Below are 15612 nucleotides of genomic sequence, written 5' to 3'. Positions count from 1 at the left end.
GGCAAGACCTTTCAGGGAGGAATGCCTTTAATGTCCCGTTTGCTTATCGTAGTGGACCGCGCCAAAGACTGGGCGCCTTATTACCCCAGTGAAGATGTACTGACGTTTGATCAGTATCTCCAGTTCTCGGCACCGCCGTCCAGCCGGGTAAGAGTCATTAACCTGTGCCAGAGCGCCCGGTACCTGAGCAAGGGGTATTATTGCTCATTGCTGGCGGAAGCCCGTGGCCACCACGTGGTGCCTTCGGTAATGACGCTTAATGACCTGGGTAGGAAAGGGTTGTTTTCTCTCGAGCTGGAAGAGCTTGATGAGAGCGTTATCAACTGGCTGGAGGCGTCGGGTTCGGCAATTGATCCCGCCAGTGATGAGCGCGCAGCTACTCATGAAGTCCGGATCCGGACGTACTTTGGCCAGGCTGAGCATCCGGATCTCAAACCGGTTGCCAGGGCCCTGTTCGAGCGTTTTCCGTGCCCGATTCTCGAGGTTGTCTTCAAGCGCCGCAAGCAGTGGCAGATCGAGTCCATGAAACCGGCGGCCCCGGCGGACCTCGGCGAACAGGAGCAGGACGTATTTGCCGCCGCCCTGGATCGTTTCAGCAGCATGGTGTGGCGTAAGCCCCGAACCCGTCGACGTTACCGCTACGACCTGGCGGTTCTGGTCAATCCCGATGAGGAAATGCCGCCGAGCGACAAGGTTGCCCTGAAGCGATTCGAAAAGGCCGGTCGCAAGCTGGGTATCAATGTTGAGCAGATCACCCGCAGGGATTACATGCGCCTTCCGGAATACGATGGTCTGTTCATCCGGGAAACCACCGCCATTGACCACCATACCTACCGTTTTGCCCGCAAGGCAGCGGCGGAGGGTATGGTAGTTATTGATGATCCTGTATCGATCCTGAAGTGCACCAACAAAGTGTTTCTTGCGGATCTTCTGAAAAACAACAAGGTTCCCACACCCAAGACGCTGATCCTGTCCAAAGACCAGAAGAACGCGGTTGAACAAGTCATCAGCGAGCTGGGCTTTCCCGTGGTCATCAAGATTCCGGATGGCGCATTTTCCCGGGGCGTTACCAAGGCGGAGGATGAGAAGACCTTGCGAGCCGGTCTAAAGGACCTGTTCAAGCAGTCGGCCCTGGTGCTGGCCCAGGAATATCTGTACACCGATTACGACTGGCGCATTGGTGTGCTAGGTGGTCGGGCTATCTACGCCTGCAAATACATGATGGTGAAAGGCCACTGGCAGATCTACCAACACGGTGAATCCGAGAGTGAAAGCGGTGGCTTCGAGACCATGCCCACTTACGAGGTGCCGAGAAATGTGATTCAGGCGGCCCTGAATGCCACCAAGCTGATTGGTAACGGGCTGTACGGTGTGGATATTAAACAATCCGGAAACCGGGTTGCCGTGATTGAAGTCAACGACAATCCGAGCATTGATGCCGGTGTCGAGGATCGCTTCCTCGGGGGCGAACTCTATACCCTGATCATGCAGGAGTTTCTCTCCAGGATGGAGGAGAACCGGCGGAGGTAAAGGGTTTGGCCGGCGTCTTCAGGGGCCGGCCACCCAAACCCGGACACTGCCAAACCAGGGGTAATCCCGAAGCTGATCCCTGATGTTTGCGGAGGAGAACAGGGTTTTTTCCTCGTACTCGTCGAGAAACAGTTCCAGGTGCACCTTGTTCTTCAGGTAGTGCAGCCGCAGGCGACTGTGGTGTGGAAGTTCACCAATATGCCGGGCCAGTACAGCCCGGATGTCTTCTCGGGAAGGCAGGCGCTCAGAGGTCAGCGGCTGGTCTTCGTCGTTTTCAGCGTCGATGTGGAAATTGATGTCCCGAATGTTGTCCAGGGCGTCTCGCATGCCCGAGACTACCTGCATACCGATCTGATGTCCCTCTGAAACGCTGATTTCCGGGCGGACCACCAGGTGAATATCCAGCAGGATGTCATGGCCCATGCGACGGCTACGAAGTTCGTGGACGTTGCGCACGCCGTCTGTGTCGCGGGCAATGCTCTTGAGCATCTCTGTGTCTTCGTGAGAAAGACCGGTATCCACAAGCTCTTTTACGCTGTCCCAGGTGAACTTCCAGCCAATGTGGATAATGATTCCGGCAATCACCACTGCGGCAAACACATCGAGCCAGATCACGCCCAGCATGGCACCTGCGGTCGAAACCAGAACGACGATTGAGGAAAACGCATCGGTTCTGCTGTGCCAGGCGTTGGCAATAATCAGATCCGAGCGAATTTTCAGGCCTACGTGGCGAGTGTATCGGAAGATCCACTCCTTCCCGGCCACAGACACGGCCGCCGCTACCAGTACCGGCCATCCGGGAACGGTATCCACGTTGCCTTCGATCAGACGAAGCGTGTTTTCCCAGGCCAGGGCAGCGCCTACCGCGATCAGAATACTACCAAGGACCAGGGTGCCGAAGGTCTCGATTCGCTGGTGACCGTAGGGGTGATCTTCATCCGGTTCCTGGCGGGAAACTTTCATGACACCGAGGACAACCAGATCCGAGGCAACGTCGGTAAAGGAGTGAATGCCATCGACCAGCAGTGCCTGGGAATGAAAAAGAGCACCTGCAATGACTTTAATGACACCGAGTACGGCATCGAGAATCATTCCAATAATGGTGACCCTTGAAGCCGCCCTCATTTCGCCCGCAAGACTGTCCCGGTTCTGTTGAGCGGAGGAAATCGGCTCTTGCATTGCAGAACTCCTGATCCGAAAACAGGTGCCAGTATAACGTTATTCTTGGAGTGTGTGGCAGTACCGGCCCGAAAGCCGAATTTCAAGTGATTTATGCACATCATTGCAGAACGGTGACCGGGTAACATTTTGTTTAGTATTTGTCGACAGGCAAGAAAAAAATTTATAACCTATTGAAAATAAAGTTAAATTTAACTGGTCAAAAAATGATCAATCTGTAGGCTGGCGCAGTTATCAAGGGATGGGAACCGTTGCCCCTCGATTTTCAACAGGGTTATCCACAGATTCCGTGGAAAAGGTCATGAGACTGCCATGATACAGTCATTTAGAGCTGATTTTTCTCTATCCCGGGAAGCTGTGGAAAACTTCCGGTATACTCCGCCCACTTGGATCAGGGGAGTTTTTTCAGATGTACGGCGTTTTCCGCAACCTGCTTTTCCGTCTTCCGGCTGAGCAGGCTCACAATATTGCATTGAATGGTCTGGATCTTGCGCAACGAATGGGCGTTTTGAACGTTTTTTCGCGAAAAATAGATTCATTGCCAGTGAATGTTATGGGGCTGGATTTTCCGAACCCTGTCGGGCTCGCCGCAGGTCTTGATAAGAACGCCGATCATCTTGATGCACTGGGAGCCCTGGGCTTCGGATTCATTGAAGTGGGAACAGTCACGCCACTGGCGCAGCCCGGAAATCCCAAACCGAGAATGTTTCGACTGCCGGAACATCAGGCCATCATTAATCGCATGGGTTTCAATAACGAAGGGTTGGACCACTTGCTGGCGCGCGTGGACAATCGCCGGTACCGCGGGGTGTTGGGAATCAATGTTGGCAAAAACAAGGATACGCCCAACGATCAATCTGAATCGGACTACCGAAAGGGGATTTCGGCTGTCTACACCCGCGCCGATTACATTACGGTGAATGTGTCCTCGCCCAATACGCCAGGGCTACGGGATCTGCAGTTTGGGGACTCTCTGAAAGGGCTTCTGGAAGCCATCAAGGACGAGCAACTGAAGTGTGAAAAAGAACATGGGCGTTATGTGCCTGTAGCCGTAAAGATTGCTCCGGACATGGACGATGACGGTATCCGTTTTGTGGCATCTGCGCTGCGAGAGACGGGGCTGGACGGCGTGATTGCCACCAATACAACGGTCAGTCGTGATGCGGTGGCGGGTCATCCTTATGCCAATGAGGCCGGGGGGCTGAGCGGAGTGCCGGTTCGGGAAGCGTCTCTGAGGGTCATAAAGGGACTTTACGCGGAGTTGGGGGAGTCGTTGCCGATTATTGGCGTGGGCGGCATTACCGACGGCGAGAGCGCAGCAGAGAAAGTCCGGGCCGGAGCCAAACTTGTACAAATTTACACAGGGTTTATTTACCGTGGGCCTCAGCTGATAAAAGAAGCCGTTGAGGCGATCAGGCAGGTACAGTGATTGTCGGTGTCCCAGAACGAAGGTGGGCCCGCTTAGCGGGCCCGAGCGGGGAATGAACCCCGTAGCGCTTCTTCGCATGGTATGGGGCGGGAGGCCCCATTTGGGTTACTCTGGATACTGCGTCAAGTTGTGTAGAAAAAGATCAGATTAAGATTCGGGGTTAGTTCAGCCGTCAAGCCGTCGTAACGTTAGCCAGTTTGTGGATGCCGGATACGCCGGTCATGCCCTCCCATTGATCTGTGCGGCCTTCTCGCCACCCGTTCAGCCATTCCTGGCGAACTTCCGCCTGTTCAATCGGGCAGCTGTCTTTGGATTTACCGGACACGCCAGCGAGATAACCCCGCTTGTATGCACGAGCGTACATGTCTCTTTTCTGTCTTTTCATGCCGTTCCTCACTGATGGATTAACAGAACAAGCGTGTACACACCTGCAGTGGCTGCGACAACTGTTACCCGCTCCGGGATAACCCACTATTGTCAGCTCAAGCCAGAGCAGTCAGGATCCTGTTAACGGAAGGTTTGTTACCTTCCGGAACGACGCGTCAATTACAAGGTAAGTCGAACCTTGCGCGGATGTACACTAATTATTTCATCTATGTGACGCTTTTTTTATAGTTATGTGAACTAAAAAATCACCACCAATTTCGGAACAGCCAGTATTCCGGAAACTTACCAGTCGCCGCTGATACACCAGGAGTTGAACTTGTCCAAATCTGTATTTTTCGTAACCTGCCCGAAGGGGGTGGAATACCTTCTGGCGGACGAGCTCAGCACTTTTGGCCTGGACACCGTGCGCAACGCGCCGGCGGGAGTCTGGGTAGAAGGTTCTCTGGAAGGTGGCTACCGCGCGTGCCTCTGGTCGCGCCTGGCCAACCGGGTGATCCTCCATGTCGACGAAGTGAATGCCAACAGTGGCGACGAGCTTTATGACGGTGTTGTGCACATGGACTGGCAGCAGCATATCCCGGTGAATGGAAGCTTCCGGGTCACTTTTCTCGGTCAGAACGAGGCAATCCGGAATACGCAATACGGAGCACAGCGGGTAAAAGACGGCATTGTTGACCGGTTCCAGGCCAATGGAGGCCCGAGGCCTTCCGTGGATGCCAAGAATCCCGATGTCATTATCTCCGCTCGACTGAATCGGGGGCGCCTGTCACTGGGAGTCGACCTAAGCGGCCATAGCCTCCATATGCGCGGCTACCGGACAGATAAAGGCATAGCACCACTTAAAGAAAACCTGGCGGCGGCATTACTGATGCGTGCGGGCTGGCCAGAGATTGCCTCGACCGGCGGCGATTTTCTGGACCCGATGTGTGGGTCCGGCACGCTTGTTATTGAAGCCGCGATGATGGCGCTGGATATGGCGCCCGGGCGCAAACAGGAGCGGTTTGGTTTCGAGAAATGGCCGGGCCATCAGCCGGAGCTCTGGTTGTCCTTGCGCCAGGAAGCAGAACGTCGCGCCCATGAGGGTAAACAGAAACGAATCCCCAGGCTGGCGGGCTTTGACCAGGACAGTCGGGTCATTGCGACGGCCTGGAAGAATATCCAGCGGGCCGGGCTTGAGAGTATTGTCCACGTTGAAGCTCGATCGGTTGACGCCCTGGAACCGGAGGGCGGCTGGTCCAAACATGGGTTGGTGTTGACCAATCCCCCATACGGTGAGCGCTTGAGTGAGCGCAGGGAACTGGGCGCCCTGTACCAGGCGCTGGGCGCTGCAGTGAAACGCAGCGTACCCGGCTGGCGGCTTGGTGTGTTTACCGGTGCCCCGGAATACGGCAAGTCCATCGGTTTGCGAAGCTACAAGCAATACCGGCTTTTCAACGGCAAACTGCCCGCTCAGTTGCTGTTGTTCGAAATCAATGACGCCAGCGCCATGACCCCGCGGGGCCCCGATATCCCCGGTGAGATTACTCCTCGTATTGCTAACGAGGAACGTGCGGCCATGCTTCGTAACCGGCTCAAGAAAAATATGAAGACCATCGGCCAGTGGGCGAGAAAGCAGGGCATTGGTTGCTATCGTCTTTACGATGCCGACATGCCGGAGTTCGCTCTGGCAATCGATATCTATGAGGGCCGGATACACGTGCAGGAGTACGCGGCCCCGAAATCGGTGGACGAACGTTCCGCCCGTGAACGTCTGGCCGAAGCTCTTGCAGTGATTCCCGAAGCGCTCGGCGTGGACCGGGAAGACATGGTGTGCAAGCAGCGCCAGCGCCAGACGGGCACCAGCCAGTATGAAAAGCAGGCTGCCAGTGGCGAGTTTTTCAAGGTTCACGAACATGGCTGTGTGCTGAAGGTGAACCTGAAGGATTACCTGGACACCGGTCTGTTTCTGGATCATCGGCCGGTGCGGCACTGGATTCAGCAACACGCCGCAAACCAGCGGTTTCTGAATCTGTTCTGCTATACCGGGGCGGCCACGGTGCATGCCGTGGTAGGAGGCGCCAGCCGCTCTCTCAGCCTTGATATGTCAAAAACCTATGTCGGATGGGCCGAGGAGAATCTGGCCCTGAACGGTGCGGATCCCCGGAAACATCGGGTAGAGCAGGCGGATTGCCTGGCCTGGCTTGCGGACCGAAAAACGGCGGACCAACGGTTTGATCTGATCTTCATGGATCCGCCCACATTTTCGAACTCCGCCCGAATGGCGGGCGTTCTGGATATCCAGAAGGATCATCCCACGCTGGTGAGGCAGGCCATGGCGAGGCTGAGCTCTGATGGATTGCTGATCTTTTCCAATAATTTCCGGCGATTCAAGCTCGACGAGGCACTGGAAAGCGAGTTCGAGGTTTCCGAAGTTACCCGGGATACCCTGGACAGGGATTTCCAGCGCAATGCCCGGATCCACCGGTGCTGGCACATCCGCCACAAGGCATAAAGGAAATTGAATAGAACGGTAGGTCGGATTAGCGAAGCGTAATCCGACCTGTATTCTAGAACTCGTAGCGCAGGCCGCCGGAGAACTGGAAGGTATTCACATCCGTGGCGGTGTCTTCGAAGAGCTTTCCTCCTTCGAACACCAGGAAGGTGTCGTCCATTACTTCGAAGTCGAGGCCAGCAATCCAGCTGACGCTGAAGCCGCTGTCTGGAAATTCGCCTTCGAGGTCCAGAAAGGGGTTGTTGCGGTCATTCGCCGGGTCGCTAATCTCCCCCTCGCCATGGATATAGGAAAAGCCAAACTGTCCGTAGAGGTTGGCGTAGTCGGTAATCGGATAGTGCAGGCCGATATACCAGCTTGCGTAGTAGTCAACGCTCAATGTGAGGTCACTATTCGGGACTTCGGCGTCTTTAAAGCCGCCGCCGGCCCGCAACTCGGCGTGGAACAGGTCGGTTATATGACCACCCATCACCAGTGTTCCGCCAGTGCCCCAGGCCGTCTCCTTGGTGTTTTCACCGATGGTGCGGTGGTTGTAAGTGGTTGCCAGCAGACCGATGTAGTGTTTGTCTGCTCGAGGAGTATCCTGGGCCAGAACAGCCTGGGAGGCGAGAAACAGGGCGGGGACAAGTGGGCAGATAAGGGGCGTTCGCACAACCTTGTTCATTGTTATCGGGCTTCCTGACGTGGGCGAATACGGGCTGATTCTGCCTTGTGTAACCGTTTGTTACGTCGACCCGTGTCACACTTCCCTGTGTCTGTTCTGCACCGTTAAAGGTCTTCGTCGAACAGGCCTTCTTCCCGAGCCATTAGCAGCAGGGCATATACGCCATTTTCGGGCAGTTGAGGTTCCAGGCTTTCCTCGAACAGCAACTGGCGACGACGATCTTCCAGGGTTTCGCTGTCGAGGCCGGTAATAAGCTCACTGATGGGTGCGATCTCAAACGGGGCTTCCTGTCCCACCGCCGTGAAGATCAGGTCCACCAGAATCTCGTCCGGATCAAGGCCGTCCACGAATACGGTCTGGTCTGGCAGGTCCTGGTGCAGTTCCCGGGCCAGTTCGATGAGGGGCACGCCCTGTTCTTCCAGGTAGAGCAGGTCGATATCACCGAGGTCACCGTCTTCGGGGAGCCAGTCATCGGAAGGGGCGATCACCACGGTTTTCATCCGGCCGTCTTCCAGCGACCAGGCCATGGCGGTTGGGAAAAGCGCGTCGTCGGTCTGGCAGTATTCAATGTCGAGAAATCTCGGTGCAGGCACGTTGGGCTCCCGGTGCTGGTTAATTTGTGACCCGGTTATAGGGAATGTCCGTTGACCAGTATGAGGCTTTACGGCTTCATGCCATACTGATGGCGCAATTATCTTTTAATCAGGGACATCATGGAACACGCTGAATTTAACAAAGATTTATTGAAGTTTCTGAACACCTCTCCCACACCCTGGCACGCAGTTGACACCATGAAGCAACGGCTCAGTGCGGCCGGGTTCCAGGAACTGGATGAGCGGGAAGACTGGTCACTGGCCAAAAACCAGGGCTATTTCGTTATCCGTAACGGCTCTTCGATCGTTGCCTTCCGCACCGGCAGCAAAGACGTTGCCACCTCGGGGATCCGTATGGTGGGTGCCCATACCGATAGCCCCTGCCTGAAGGTCAAGCCCATACCTGAGCTTCGCCGCAAGGGTTTTTTCCAGCTGGGGGTCGAGGTCTACGGCGGTGTTCTGCTCAACCCCTGGTTTGATCGGGACCTTTCTCTGGCCGGTCGGGTTACGGTGTTGGACGAGGACGGCAAGGTGCGGGATACGCTGGTGGATTTTCGCAAACCCATCGCGTTTATCCCCAGTCTGGCCATCCACCTCGACCGCGAAGCCAACAGCAATCGGACGGTTAATCCCCAGACCGATCTGCCACCGGTTGTGATGCAGGTTCCGGAAAGTGACACGACCAGCTTTGTCGATTTGCTGTCACAACAGGTCAGAACAGAATCCGAACTGAGTGTTCGCAAGGTTCTGGGCTACGAGCTGAGCTTTTACGATGCCCGTGAGGCGTCGTTTGTCGGTTTGCGCGATGATTTCATCGCATCCGCTCGGCTGGACAACCTGCTGAGTTGTTACATCGGCCTTCAGTCTTTGCTGAAAGCTTCCGGTGATGAGGCCGCTCTGTTGGTCTGCAATGATCACGAAGAGGTTGGCAGTATGTCGGCCGAAGGCGCCCAGGGGCCGTTCCTCACGGCGGTGCTGGATCGTTGGGCCGGCTCCGGCAAGGCTCGGGCCATTGCCCGTTCGATGATGGTGTCGGCGGATAATGCCCACGGCATTCACCCCAATTACATGGATAAACACGACGAAAATCACGGTCCGATTCTCAATCAGGGGCCGGTGATCAAGGTTAACCACAACCAGCGTTACGCCACCAACAGTCGCTCGGCGGCCGTATACCGCCACATCAGTGACGAGCTGGGTTTGCCACACCAGACGTTTGTGGTTCGAAGTGACATGGGCTGTGGCAGTACCATCGGGCCGCTCACGGCGGGTAATCTGGGAGTGACCACGCTGGACATTGGTGTACCGCAGTTCGGTATGCACTCTATTCGGGAACTGATCGGAACCGAGGATGGCTTCACGCTGTTCCGCGTGCTGACCGAATTCATGCAGCGCGAACAGATTTTCTAGGGCGGGAAACGAAAAATGCCGCTGATTCATCAGAAGCAGCGGCATTTCGAAATAAGTGGCTCCCCGAGCTGGGCTCGAACCAGCGACAAACGGATTAACAGTCCGTTGCTCTACCAACTGAGCTATCGGGGAACAGCATCAAGTGGCGCGCATATTAAGCGCTTTGATTTACGGGGTCAACCCCCTGATATGAAAGGCTAAAAATTGTACGAAAGCAGGACTCTTCACTATCGTCCGCCACCGTGGCTACGCAACGGTCACGTCCAGTCGGTCTGGCCCACGCTGTTTCGCAAAGTACCCATGGTGGATCCCGAGCCGGAAGTGATTGCGACGCCGGATGACGACGAACTGCACCTGGACTGGTACCGGCAGGGCAGCGACCGTCTGGCGATTGTGTCCCACGGGTTGGAGGGGCATAGCCGGCGTCCCTACGTGCTCGGTTTAACCCGAGCCTTGCTGCGTGAGGGATGGGATGTTCTGGCGTGGAACTTCCGCTCCTGCGGCGGCGTTATGAATCGGCAACCCAGGTTCTATCATAGCGGCGCCACTGAGGATCTCGGCCTGGTGGTCAATCACGGTTTGTCGGGTAACTACAACACCCTGTTCCTTTCCGGGTTTAGCATGGGGGGCAATCTGACGCTGCTTTATCTGGGCGAACAGGGTGAGGGAGTCGATAGCCGGATCTGCGGCGCCGTTGCCTACTCGGTTCCCTGCGACCTGGCCGGCAGTGCCGATATGCTGGCACTGCCCAGCCGAAAGATCTACATGCAGCGCTTTCTTCGGGATCTGAAGGTGAAAATGCAGGAGAAGGCAGAAAAGTTCCCGGACCTGATCGATGTTTCCGGGTTTGACGCGATCCGCAGTTTTCATGAGTTTGATGATCGCTACACGGCACCACTGCACGGTTTCCGCAATGCCCGGGATTACTGGGCGCAGTGCTCGGCGCTGGGGCGCATGCGAGATGTGCGGGTGCCGGCGCTGATGGTCAATGCCGCCGATGATCCGTTCCTGTCGCCGCAGTGCTTTCCGGAGTCCCGGCGGCAGCTCGGTGCCCATGTGCGCCTTGAGGCGCCTCGCTGGGGCGGTCATGTGGGGTTTGTCGAGCACGCCAGGGACGGGTTCTACTGGTCAGAGCGCCGGGCCCTGGCGTTTCTCCGGGGATTGCACTGAGTCGGAGTTACTGAAGGATCGGTTTGATGACCGGCCAGACGTTGTCCAGCAGTTTGGCCTGGGCTTCCTCGGTAGGATGAATACCGTCGTCCTGCATCAGTCCGTCCTGGTTGTAGATGCCGTCCAGAAAGAAGGGAACCAGAGCGGTGTCGTAACGGTCTGACAGCTTCGGGTAGATTTCGGCGAACATTTCTGTGTACCGCTGTCCGTAGTTGGGAGGTATCTGCATGCCCACCAGCACGGCACGCGCCCCCGAACCCTGGACCTTTTCGATCATGGAGGCGAGATTGGATTCGATAACATTGGGCGGAAAGCCGCGAAGGCCGTCGTTGCCTCCCAATTCGATGATCACAACTTCGGGCTCGTTCTCCTCAAGCAGTTCGGGCAGACGACGAGCGCCGCCATCGGTGGTCTCTCCGCTGATGCTGGCATTGACCACTTCCCATTCCGTTAGTCCCTTGTCTTCCAGGCGCTCACGTAACAACTGCACCCAGGCAGTTTCGGAGGGAACGCCATAGGCGGCACTGAGGCTGTCTCCGATAATCAGAAGCGTGTTCTGGCTAGCCGCCACGGGCAGCGCCAACAGGGTAGCCACAAGAAAAAGAATTGATCTGACGTACACCAATGCCGTATGCATAGACAACCAATACACCTTTAAGTCGTTTTCAGGACCCAGGATCGGGAGACTCCGTGAACCAGATGACCAATATTAACCCGGATAGCCAGAGCCCAATGTTACGGGTAAATAACCTGACTCACCGCGTCAGTGTTGAAACCGATACGCTGACGATCTTGCAAGGGGTCACTCTTGAAATCAATCGGGGAGAGTCCGTAGCCATTGTCGGGCGCTCCGGGTCTGGAAAAACCACACTCCTGGGCCTGTTAGCCGGCCTCGATACGCCGACTGAGGGCACGGTTGAGCTGGACGGGTCGGTGATCAGCAAGCTCAGCGAAGACGAGCGGGCAAAGCTTCGGGCCCACCGGGTTGGGTTCGTGTTTCAGTCCTTCCAGCTTTTACCTGCGCTCACCGCGCTCGAGAACGTTATGTTGCCCCTGGAGCTTGCGGGTATGAGCGCTCCGGAAAAAAGAGCACGTGAACTACTGGAACGGGTGGGCCTGGGCGAACGTCTGACCCACACTCCAAGACAGCTGTCGGGCGGTGAGCAGCAGCGGGTAGCGATTGCGCGGGCGTTCGCTTCTGAGCCGCTCATTCTGTTTGCTGATGAGCCGACCGGCAACCTGGACAACCGCACCGGCCAGGCAGTTTCCGATCTGCTCATGGCACTCAACCGGGAGCAGGGCACAACGCTGGTAATGGTTACCCACGACGAACACCTGGCGGCGCGCTGCAATCGGCAGTTCCACATTGAAGCCGGCGTTCTTACCGAACCGAGCGCTGCTCAGGAGATGGCACACTGATGGCGGCTGCAAACAAGCTCATGTCGGTCCGCCGGGACTGGCGGGAAAGGGATGTTCGTGTCGTTCTCGCCGCCCTGATCATTGCCGTTGCCACGGTTGCTACCATCGCCCTGTTTGCCAGCCAGCTGCAACGCACCTTGGTTTCCTCAGCCAGTTCGTTCCTGGCGGCGGATCGGCAGCTGGAAGCGGAAAATGGTCGACCCATTCCCGATTCATGGCTCGAGGAAGCGACTGATCAGGGGCTGGCAACCGGTCGAATGGTGGAATTCTCCACCATGGTTTTGGGCGCTGATAATTTCCAGCTGGTGTCGGTGAAAGCCGTCAGCAACGAATATCCGCTTCGGGGGGATATCGAAATACAGCGGGACCCCACGGGGCCCAGGGAGCTGGTTAGTCAGGGGCCCGGGCCAGGAGAGGTCTGGATCAACCCGCGCCTGCTCAGACTGCTGGATCTGGAAATCGGAGAGTCCCTGGAAGTCGGGAATCTGAACCTGACCGTCTCAGGTCTCCTCATTCGCGAGCCCGATGGTGGTTTCCGGCTCTCCGCGCTGGCGCCACGGGTAATGATGCATGTGGATGATGTCTCAGCCACCGGGGTGATTCAGGAGGGCAGCCGGGTTGAGTATGTTTACCTGTTTGCCGGTGACGAAGCCTCTCTGGAGTCGTACTATCAATGGCTGCAACCCCGTATGGAGCCGAGCCATGAATGGGAGGGCGTGCGCGATGGTGAAACCTTCTCCCGCTCCCTTGAGCGTGCCGAGCGATTCCTGCTGCTCGGCGGCAGCCTTGCGGTTCTGCTTGCCGCTGTGGCGGTTGCTGTTGCAAGCCGGCAATACGCCCTGTCTCAACGCGACACCGTCGCATTACTGAAGACCCTCGGTCTGAGCGGCGCTGGTATTGGCGGCTTGTATCTCAGGCGTCTGGCACTCTGGGGCGTTACCGGCATCGTCGGTGGCCTGCTGGTGGCCATGCCGCTTTACTGGTTGCTGACTCGCATGCTGAGCGAGGTACTGGAGCGCCCGGTGGACTTCCAGCTTGACCCTTCCGCCCTGGTGCCCGCGCTTCTGACGGCCCTTGTCTCTCTGTTTGCCTTCGCCTATCCGCCGGTGCGTCGGCTTCGGAATGTGCCGGCCATGCGCGTACTGCGAAGCCAACCCGGTGAAACAGGTCGTGAGGCCTTGCCGGATATCTTGATCGCCATTGTGGCGGTGTTCGGACTGGTCTGGATGTACGCCGGCGAACTGGCCCTCGTGGTTTCCCTGCTCGGTGGCCTTGCCCTGCTGCTTGGCGCCCTTGGGCTGGTTGGTTGGCTGCTGGTGGCCACACTGCGCAAGGTCCGTGGCGGCGGTAATGCCTGGCGTCTGGCATTGGTGGGCCTCTACCGGCATCGCAGGGCCAGTCTGTCCCAGATTGCCGTGTTTGCGATGACGCTGATGCTTGCCGCCACGCTGATACTGGTGCGCACTTCATTACTGTCGGACTGGCAGGCCCAGTTGCCCGATGACGCGCCCAATCACTTTCTGATCAATATCGCGCCTGAAGCGGTTGAGGACGTTGATGCGTTCTGGCAAGAGCGTGGCCAGCCCCTGGATAAACTCTACCCCATGGTTCGCGGTCGTCTGACCGAGCTCAATGGACAGCCGGTAAAGGAAACGGTCAGTAAGGATGAGAATGTAAACGCGCTTAACCGTGAACTGAACCTCACCTGGATGTCGGCTTTGCCGGAAGACAACGAGGTAGTGGAGGGTACCTGGTTCGGTGAGAACCAGAAAGACGGCGTCTCGGTGGAAGCCGAACTGGCTGCACAACTCGGCCTGTCATTGGGCGACAAGCTGACCTTTACCATCGGTTCCGAGAAGGTAACGGAAGCTGTCACCAGTATCCGCACGGTTCAGTGGGACAGCATGAAGCCCAATTTCTACATGGCCTTCCCGCCGGAGGGCGGTCTGACAGACATGCCTGCAACCTGGATAACCAGCTTTTATCTTCCGAAGGACAACAAGAATGCATTGAACGAGTTTTCGCGCCAGTTCCCGACCGTATCGGTACTGGAAATTGACCACGTGATCGAGCGCATCCAGGAGATTGTCCGCCAGGTGACACAGGCGATCGAAGCCATCCTGGCGCTGATTCTTGCAGCAGCGCTTGTGGTGATGGCAGCGGTGGTCAGTGCGACACTTCAGGACCGGCAAAGGGAAGGCGCTTTGCTGCGAACTCTGGGCGGCAGGCAGAAACTGTTAGTGCGCAGCACTATGCTCGAATTCGCTTTGCTGGGAGGCTTTGCAGGCTTGCTGGGAGTGGTTGCCGCCGAGGCGGCGGTCTGGGCACTTCAGTTCAGAATGTTCGAGGGCACGTTCCAATGGCACTGGCATGTGGTGCTGCCTATCCCGCTGGTTAGTGCCTTGGTTCTGGCCCTGTTTGGCCGATGGCAACTCCGGCCGGTTCTGAGCGTGTCGCCCATGCTTTTGCTAAGGCGTCTGGAGTAAGGCGCCCGGAGTAGAGCGGCGGCAGCGGTTATCGGTAGTTGGCGAGAATGGCGTCAAGTTCGCCGTTCTCTCTCATCTCCGCCAGTTCGGCATTGAATTGATTGGCGAAGGAATGCCAGTCCTTACGCAACATCAGCCGGAAGCCATAATTGCTGATGCCCTTGCTGGTTATGTCGAAGTGCTGCCTGAGGCCCTCGTTCCGCAGAATCCATTTTCCGACCAGCCGATCAGCGACAGCCGCGTCGAATCGGTCGCCGTGCAGCACGAACGTGAACATGTCCTTGTCCCTGGAAACATCGAAACGGCGAACTCGGCCCTCTTCGAAGTAAGGCTCGAGCAGCGGATACCGGTACCCGAGGTGAGTAACAATGGTTTTTGAAACCAGATCGTCTGGGCTCTCGTACGAGAAGTCCGATTGAGCAGGTGCAAAAAACACCTCTTCGATGTCCACGACAGGGTCAGTAAACAGGAACTGCTCCGGATTATCTGCCCACTCCCGGGCCCTTGGCGTGCCGTCGATGTAACCCTCAAGCAGCATCTGATCAACCCGCTTTCGCGGAATCCTTTCAGCAATAACCCTGTAGCCGAGGCGTTTGGCAACCACGGACACGACATCCCACATGATTCCTGAGGGTTGGTTCTGATCAACGATCAGATAGGGGGGATAGCCGTTGGGAGAGATGTTGAAACGGAATACACGCTCTTCCCCGGACACTTCCTCGGACGCGGATACGGAAAAAGAAGGTATTGTCAGACCAACCAGCAGGATGCCGAGAATGGCAGAGGTGAGGCAGGACACTCGGTTTTGCATGCGGAGGGGGCTCTCTACGAAACGATGCTGTAGGTGAAAAATG

13 protein-coding genes and 1 tRNA gene are annotated in these 15612 nt (G+C 56.8%); 7 read left to right on the top strand and 7 right to left on the bottom strand.

Annotated features, from left to right (window positions below; all coding sequences use genetic code 11):
- The first annotated feature begins 30 nt into the window (after positions 1-30).
- Positions 31-1530, top strand: a complete 1500-nt coding sequence (locus ABNF92_RS02505) for a RimK family protein (RefSeq protein WP_069184615.1) — start codon at positions 31-33, stop codon at positions 1528-1530.
- A gap of 18 nt (positions 1531-1548) precedes the next feature.
- Here ABNF92_RS02505 and ABNF92_RS02500 read toward each other — a convergent pair whose 3' ends face one another.
- On the bottom strand, positions 1549-2709 hold the full coding sequence (locus tag ABNF92_RS02500) for a cation diffusion facilitator family transporter (protein WP_349343348.1): 1161 nt from the start codon (positions 2707-2709) through the stop codon (positions 1549-1551).
- Between the two features lie 409 nt (positions 2710-3118).
- Between ABNF92_RS02500 and ABNF92_RS02495 the strand changes: the two genes are divergently transcribed.
- The gene (locus tag ABNF92_RS02495) at positions 3119-4138 is read left to right on the top strand and encodes a quinone-dependent dihydroorotate dehydrogenase (RefSeq protein ID WP_349343347.1); all 1020 of its coding nucleotides are present in this window, start codon (positions 3119-3121) and stop codon (positions 4136-4138) included.
- A 172-nt stretch (positions 4139-4310) separates the two neighbouring features.
- Here ABNF92_RS02495 and rmf read toward each other — a convergent pair whose 3' ends face one another.
- Complete coding sequence (gene rmf / locus ABNF92_RS02490; protein WP_069184618.1) at positions 4311-4523, bottom strand: ribosome modulation factor; 213 nt, start codon at positions 4521-4523, stop codon at positions 4311-4313.
- 318 nt (positions 4524-4841) lie between these two features.
- Between rmf and rlmKL the strand changes: the two genes are divergently transcribed.
- Positions 4842-7016 carry a bifunctional 23S rRNA (guanine(2069)-N(7))-methyltransferase RlmK/23S rRNA (guanine(2445)-N(2))-methyltransferase RlmL gene (gene rlmKL, locus ABNF92_RS02485; RefSeq protein ID WP_349343346.1) on the top strand — a complete coding sequence of 725 codons (2175 nt, stop codon included), beginning with the start codon at positions 4842-4844 and terminating at the stop codon, positions 7014-7016.
- Between the two features lie 55 nt (positions 7017-7071).
- Here the strand turns inward: rlmKL and ABNF92_RS02480 are convergent, their stop codons facing one another.
- Positions 7072-7680 carry an outer membrane beta-barrel protein gene (locus tag ABNF92_RS02480; RefSeq protein ID WP_153634683.1) on the bottom strand — a complete coding sequence of 203 codons (609 nt, stop codon included), beginning with the start codon at positions 7678-7680 and terminating at the stop codon, positions 7072-7074.
- A 104-nt stretch (positions 7681-7784) separates the two neighbouring features.
- Positions 7785-8273, bottom strand: coding sequence for a hypothetical protein (locus tag ABNF92_RS02475; protein ID WP_069184621.1), 489 nt, complete (start codon positions 8271-8273; stop codon positions 7785-7787).
- A 120-nt stretch (positions 8274-8393) separates the two neighbouring features.
- Between ABNF92_RS02475 and ABNF92_RS02470 the strand changes: the two genes are divergently transcribed.
- The gene (locus ABNF92_RS02470) at positions 8394-9683 is read left to right on the top strand and encodes a M18 family aminopeptidase (protein ID WP_291907730.1); all 1290 of its coding nucleotides are present in this window, start codon (positions 8394-8396) and stop codon (positions 9681-9683) included.
- 56 nt (positions 9684-9739) lie between these two features.
- On the opposite strand, the gene ABNF92_RS02465 is transcribed toward ABNF92_RS02470, so the two are convergent.
- A tRNA-Asn gene (locus ABNF92_RS02465) sits at positions 9740-9815 on the bottom strand.
- Positions 9816-9887: 72 nt separating this feature from the next.
- Between ABNF92_RS02465 and ABNF92_RS02460 the strand changes: the two genes are divergently transcribed.
- Positions 9888-10853 carry an alpha/beta fold hydrolase gene (locus ABNF92_RS02460; protein ID WP_153634681.1) on the top strand — a complete coding sequence of 322 codons (966 nt, stop codon included), beginning with the start codon at positions 9888-9890 and terminating at the stop codon, positions 10851-10853.
- A gap of 7 nt (positions 10854-10860) precedes the next feature.
- Here ABNF92_RS02460 and ABNF92_RS02455 read toward each other — a convergent pair whose 3' ends face one another.
- The gene (locus ABNF92_RS02455; RefSeq protein ID WP_349343345.1) at positions 10861-11490 is read right to left on the bottom strand and encodes an arylesterase; all 630 of its coding nucleotides are present in this window, start codon (positions 11488-11490) and stop codon (positions 10861-10863) included.
- A gap of 62 nt (positions 11491-11552) precedes the next feature.
- Between ABNF92_RS02455 and ABNF92_RS02450 the strand changes: the two genes are divergently transcribed.
- Together ABNF92_RS02450 and ABNF92_RS02445 are read left to right on the top strand one after the other, a co-directional pair.
- Positions 11553-12272 carry an ATP-binding cassette domain-containing protein gene (locus tag ABNF92_RS02450; protein WP_069184679.1) on the top strand — a complete coding sequence of 240 codons (720 nt, stop codon included), beginning with the start codon at positions 11553-11555 and terminating at the stop codon, positions 12270-12272.
- Entirely contained in the window at positions 12272-14758 is a 2487-nt protein-coding gene (locus ABNF92_RS02445; RefSeq protein ID WP_349343344.1) for an FtsX-like permease family protein, read from the top strand. The genes ABNF92_RS02450 and ABNF92_RS02445 overlap by 1 nt, the downstream gene beginning before the upstream one ends.
- A gap of 28 nt (positions 14759-14786) precedes the next feature.
- Here ABNF92_RS02445 and ABNF92_RS02440 read toward each other — a convergent pair whose 3' ends face one another.
- A complete protein-coding gene (locus ABNF92_RS02440) occupies positions 14787-15569 on the bottom strand; it encodes a transporter substrate-binding domain-containing protein (protein WP_069184626.1) in 783 nt (260 codons plus the stop codon).
- Positions 15570-15612: the final 43 nt, after the last annotated feature.

It is taken from the genome of Marinobacter sp. MMG032, assembly GCF_040112695.1.
GTDB classification, from domain to species: Bacteria; Pseudomonadota; Gammaproteobacteria; order Pseudomonadales; family Oleiphilaceae; genus Marinobacter; species Marinobacter salsuginis.
Note: the sequence above shows the minus strand (reverse complement) of the source record. Positions and strands in the feature narration are given on the sequence as shown.

Excerpts from the sequence above, each read along its gene's own strand:
- ABNF92_RS02505 (WP_069184615.1), top strand. The coding sequence starts at position 31 with ATGTCCCGTTTGCTTATCGTAGTGGACCGCGCCAAAGACTGGGCGCCT.
- ABNF92_RS02500 (WP_349343348.1), bottom strand. The coding sequence starts at position 2,709 with ATGCAAGAGCCGATTTCCTCCGCTCAACAGAACCGGGACAGTCTTGCG.
- ABNF92_RS02495 (WP_349343347.1), top strand. The coding sequence starts at position 3,119 with ATGTACGGCGTTTTCCGCAACCTGCTTTTCCGTCTTCCGGCTGAGCAG.
- rmf (WP_069184618.1), bottom strand. The coding sequence starts at position 4,523 with ATGAAAAGACAGAAAAGAGACATGTACGCTCGTGCATACAAGCGGGGT.
- ABNF92_RS02480 (WP_153634683.1), bottom strand. The coding sequence starts at position 7,680 with ATGAACAAGGTTGTGCGAACGCCCCTTATCTGCCCACTTGTCCCCGCC.
- ABNF92_RS02470 (WP_291907730.1), top strand. The coding sequence starts at position 8,394 with ATGGAACACGCTGAATTTAACAAAGATTTATTGAAGTTTCTGAACACC.
- ABNF92_RS02455 (WP_349343345.1), bottom strand. The coding sequence starts at position 11,490 with ATGCATACGGCATTGGTGTACGTCAGATCAATTCTTTTTCTTGTGGCT.
- ABNF92_RS02450 (WP_069184679.1), top strand. The coding sequence starts at position 11,553 with ATGACCAATATTAACCCGGATAGCCAGAGCCCAATGTTACGGGTAAAT.
- ABNF92_RS02445 (WP_349343344.1), top strand. The coding sequence starts at position 12,272 with ATGGCGGCTGCAAACAAGCTCATGTCGGTCCGCCGGGACTGGCGGGAA.
- ABNF92_RS02440 (WP_069184626.1), bottom strand. The coding sequence starts at position 15,569 with ATGCAAAACCGAGTGTCCTGCCTCACCTCTGCCATTCTCGGCATCCTG.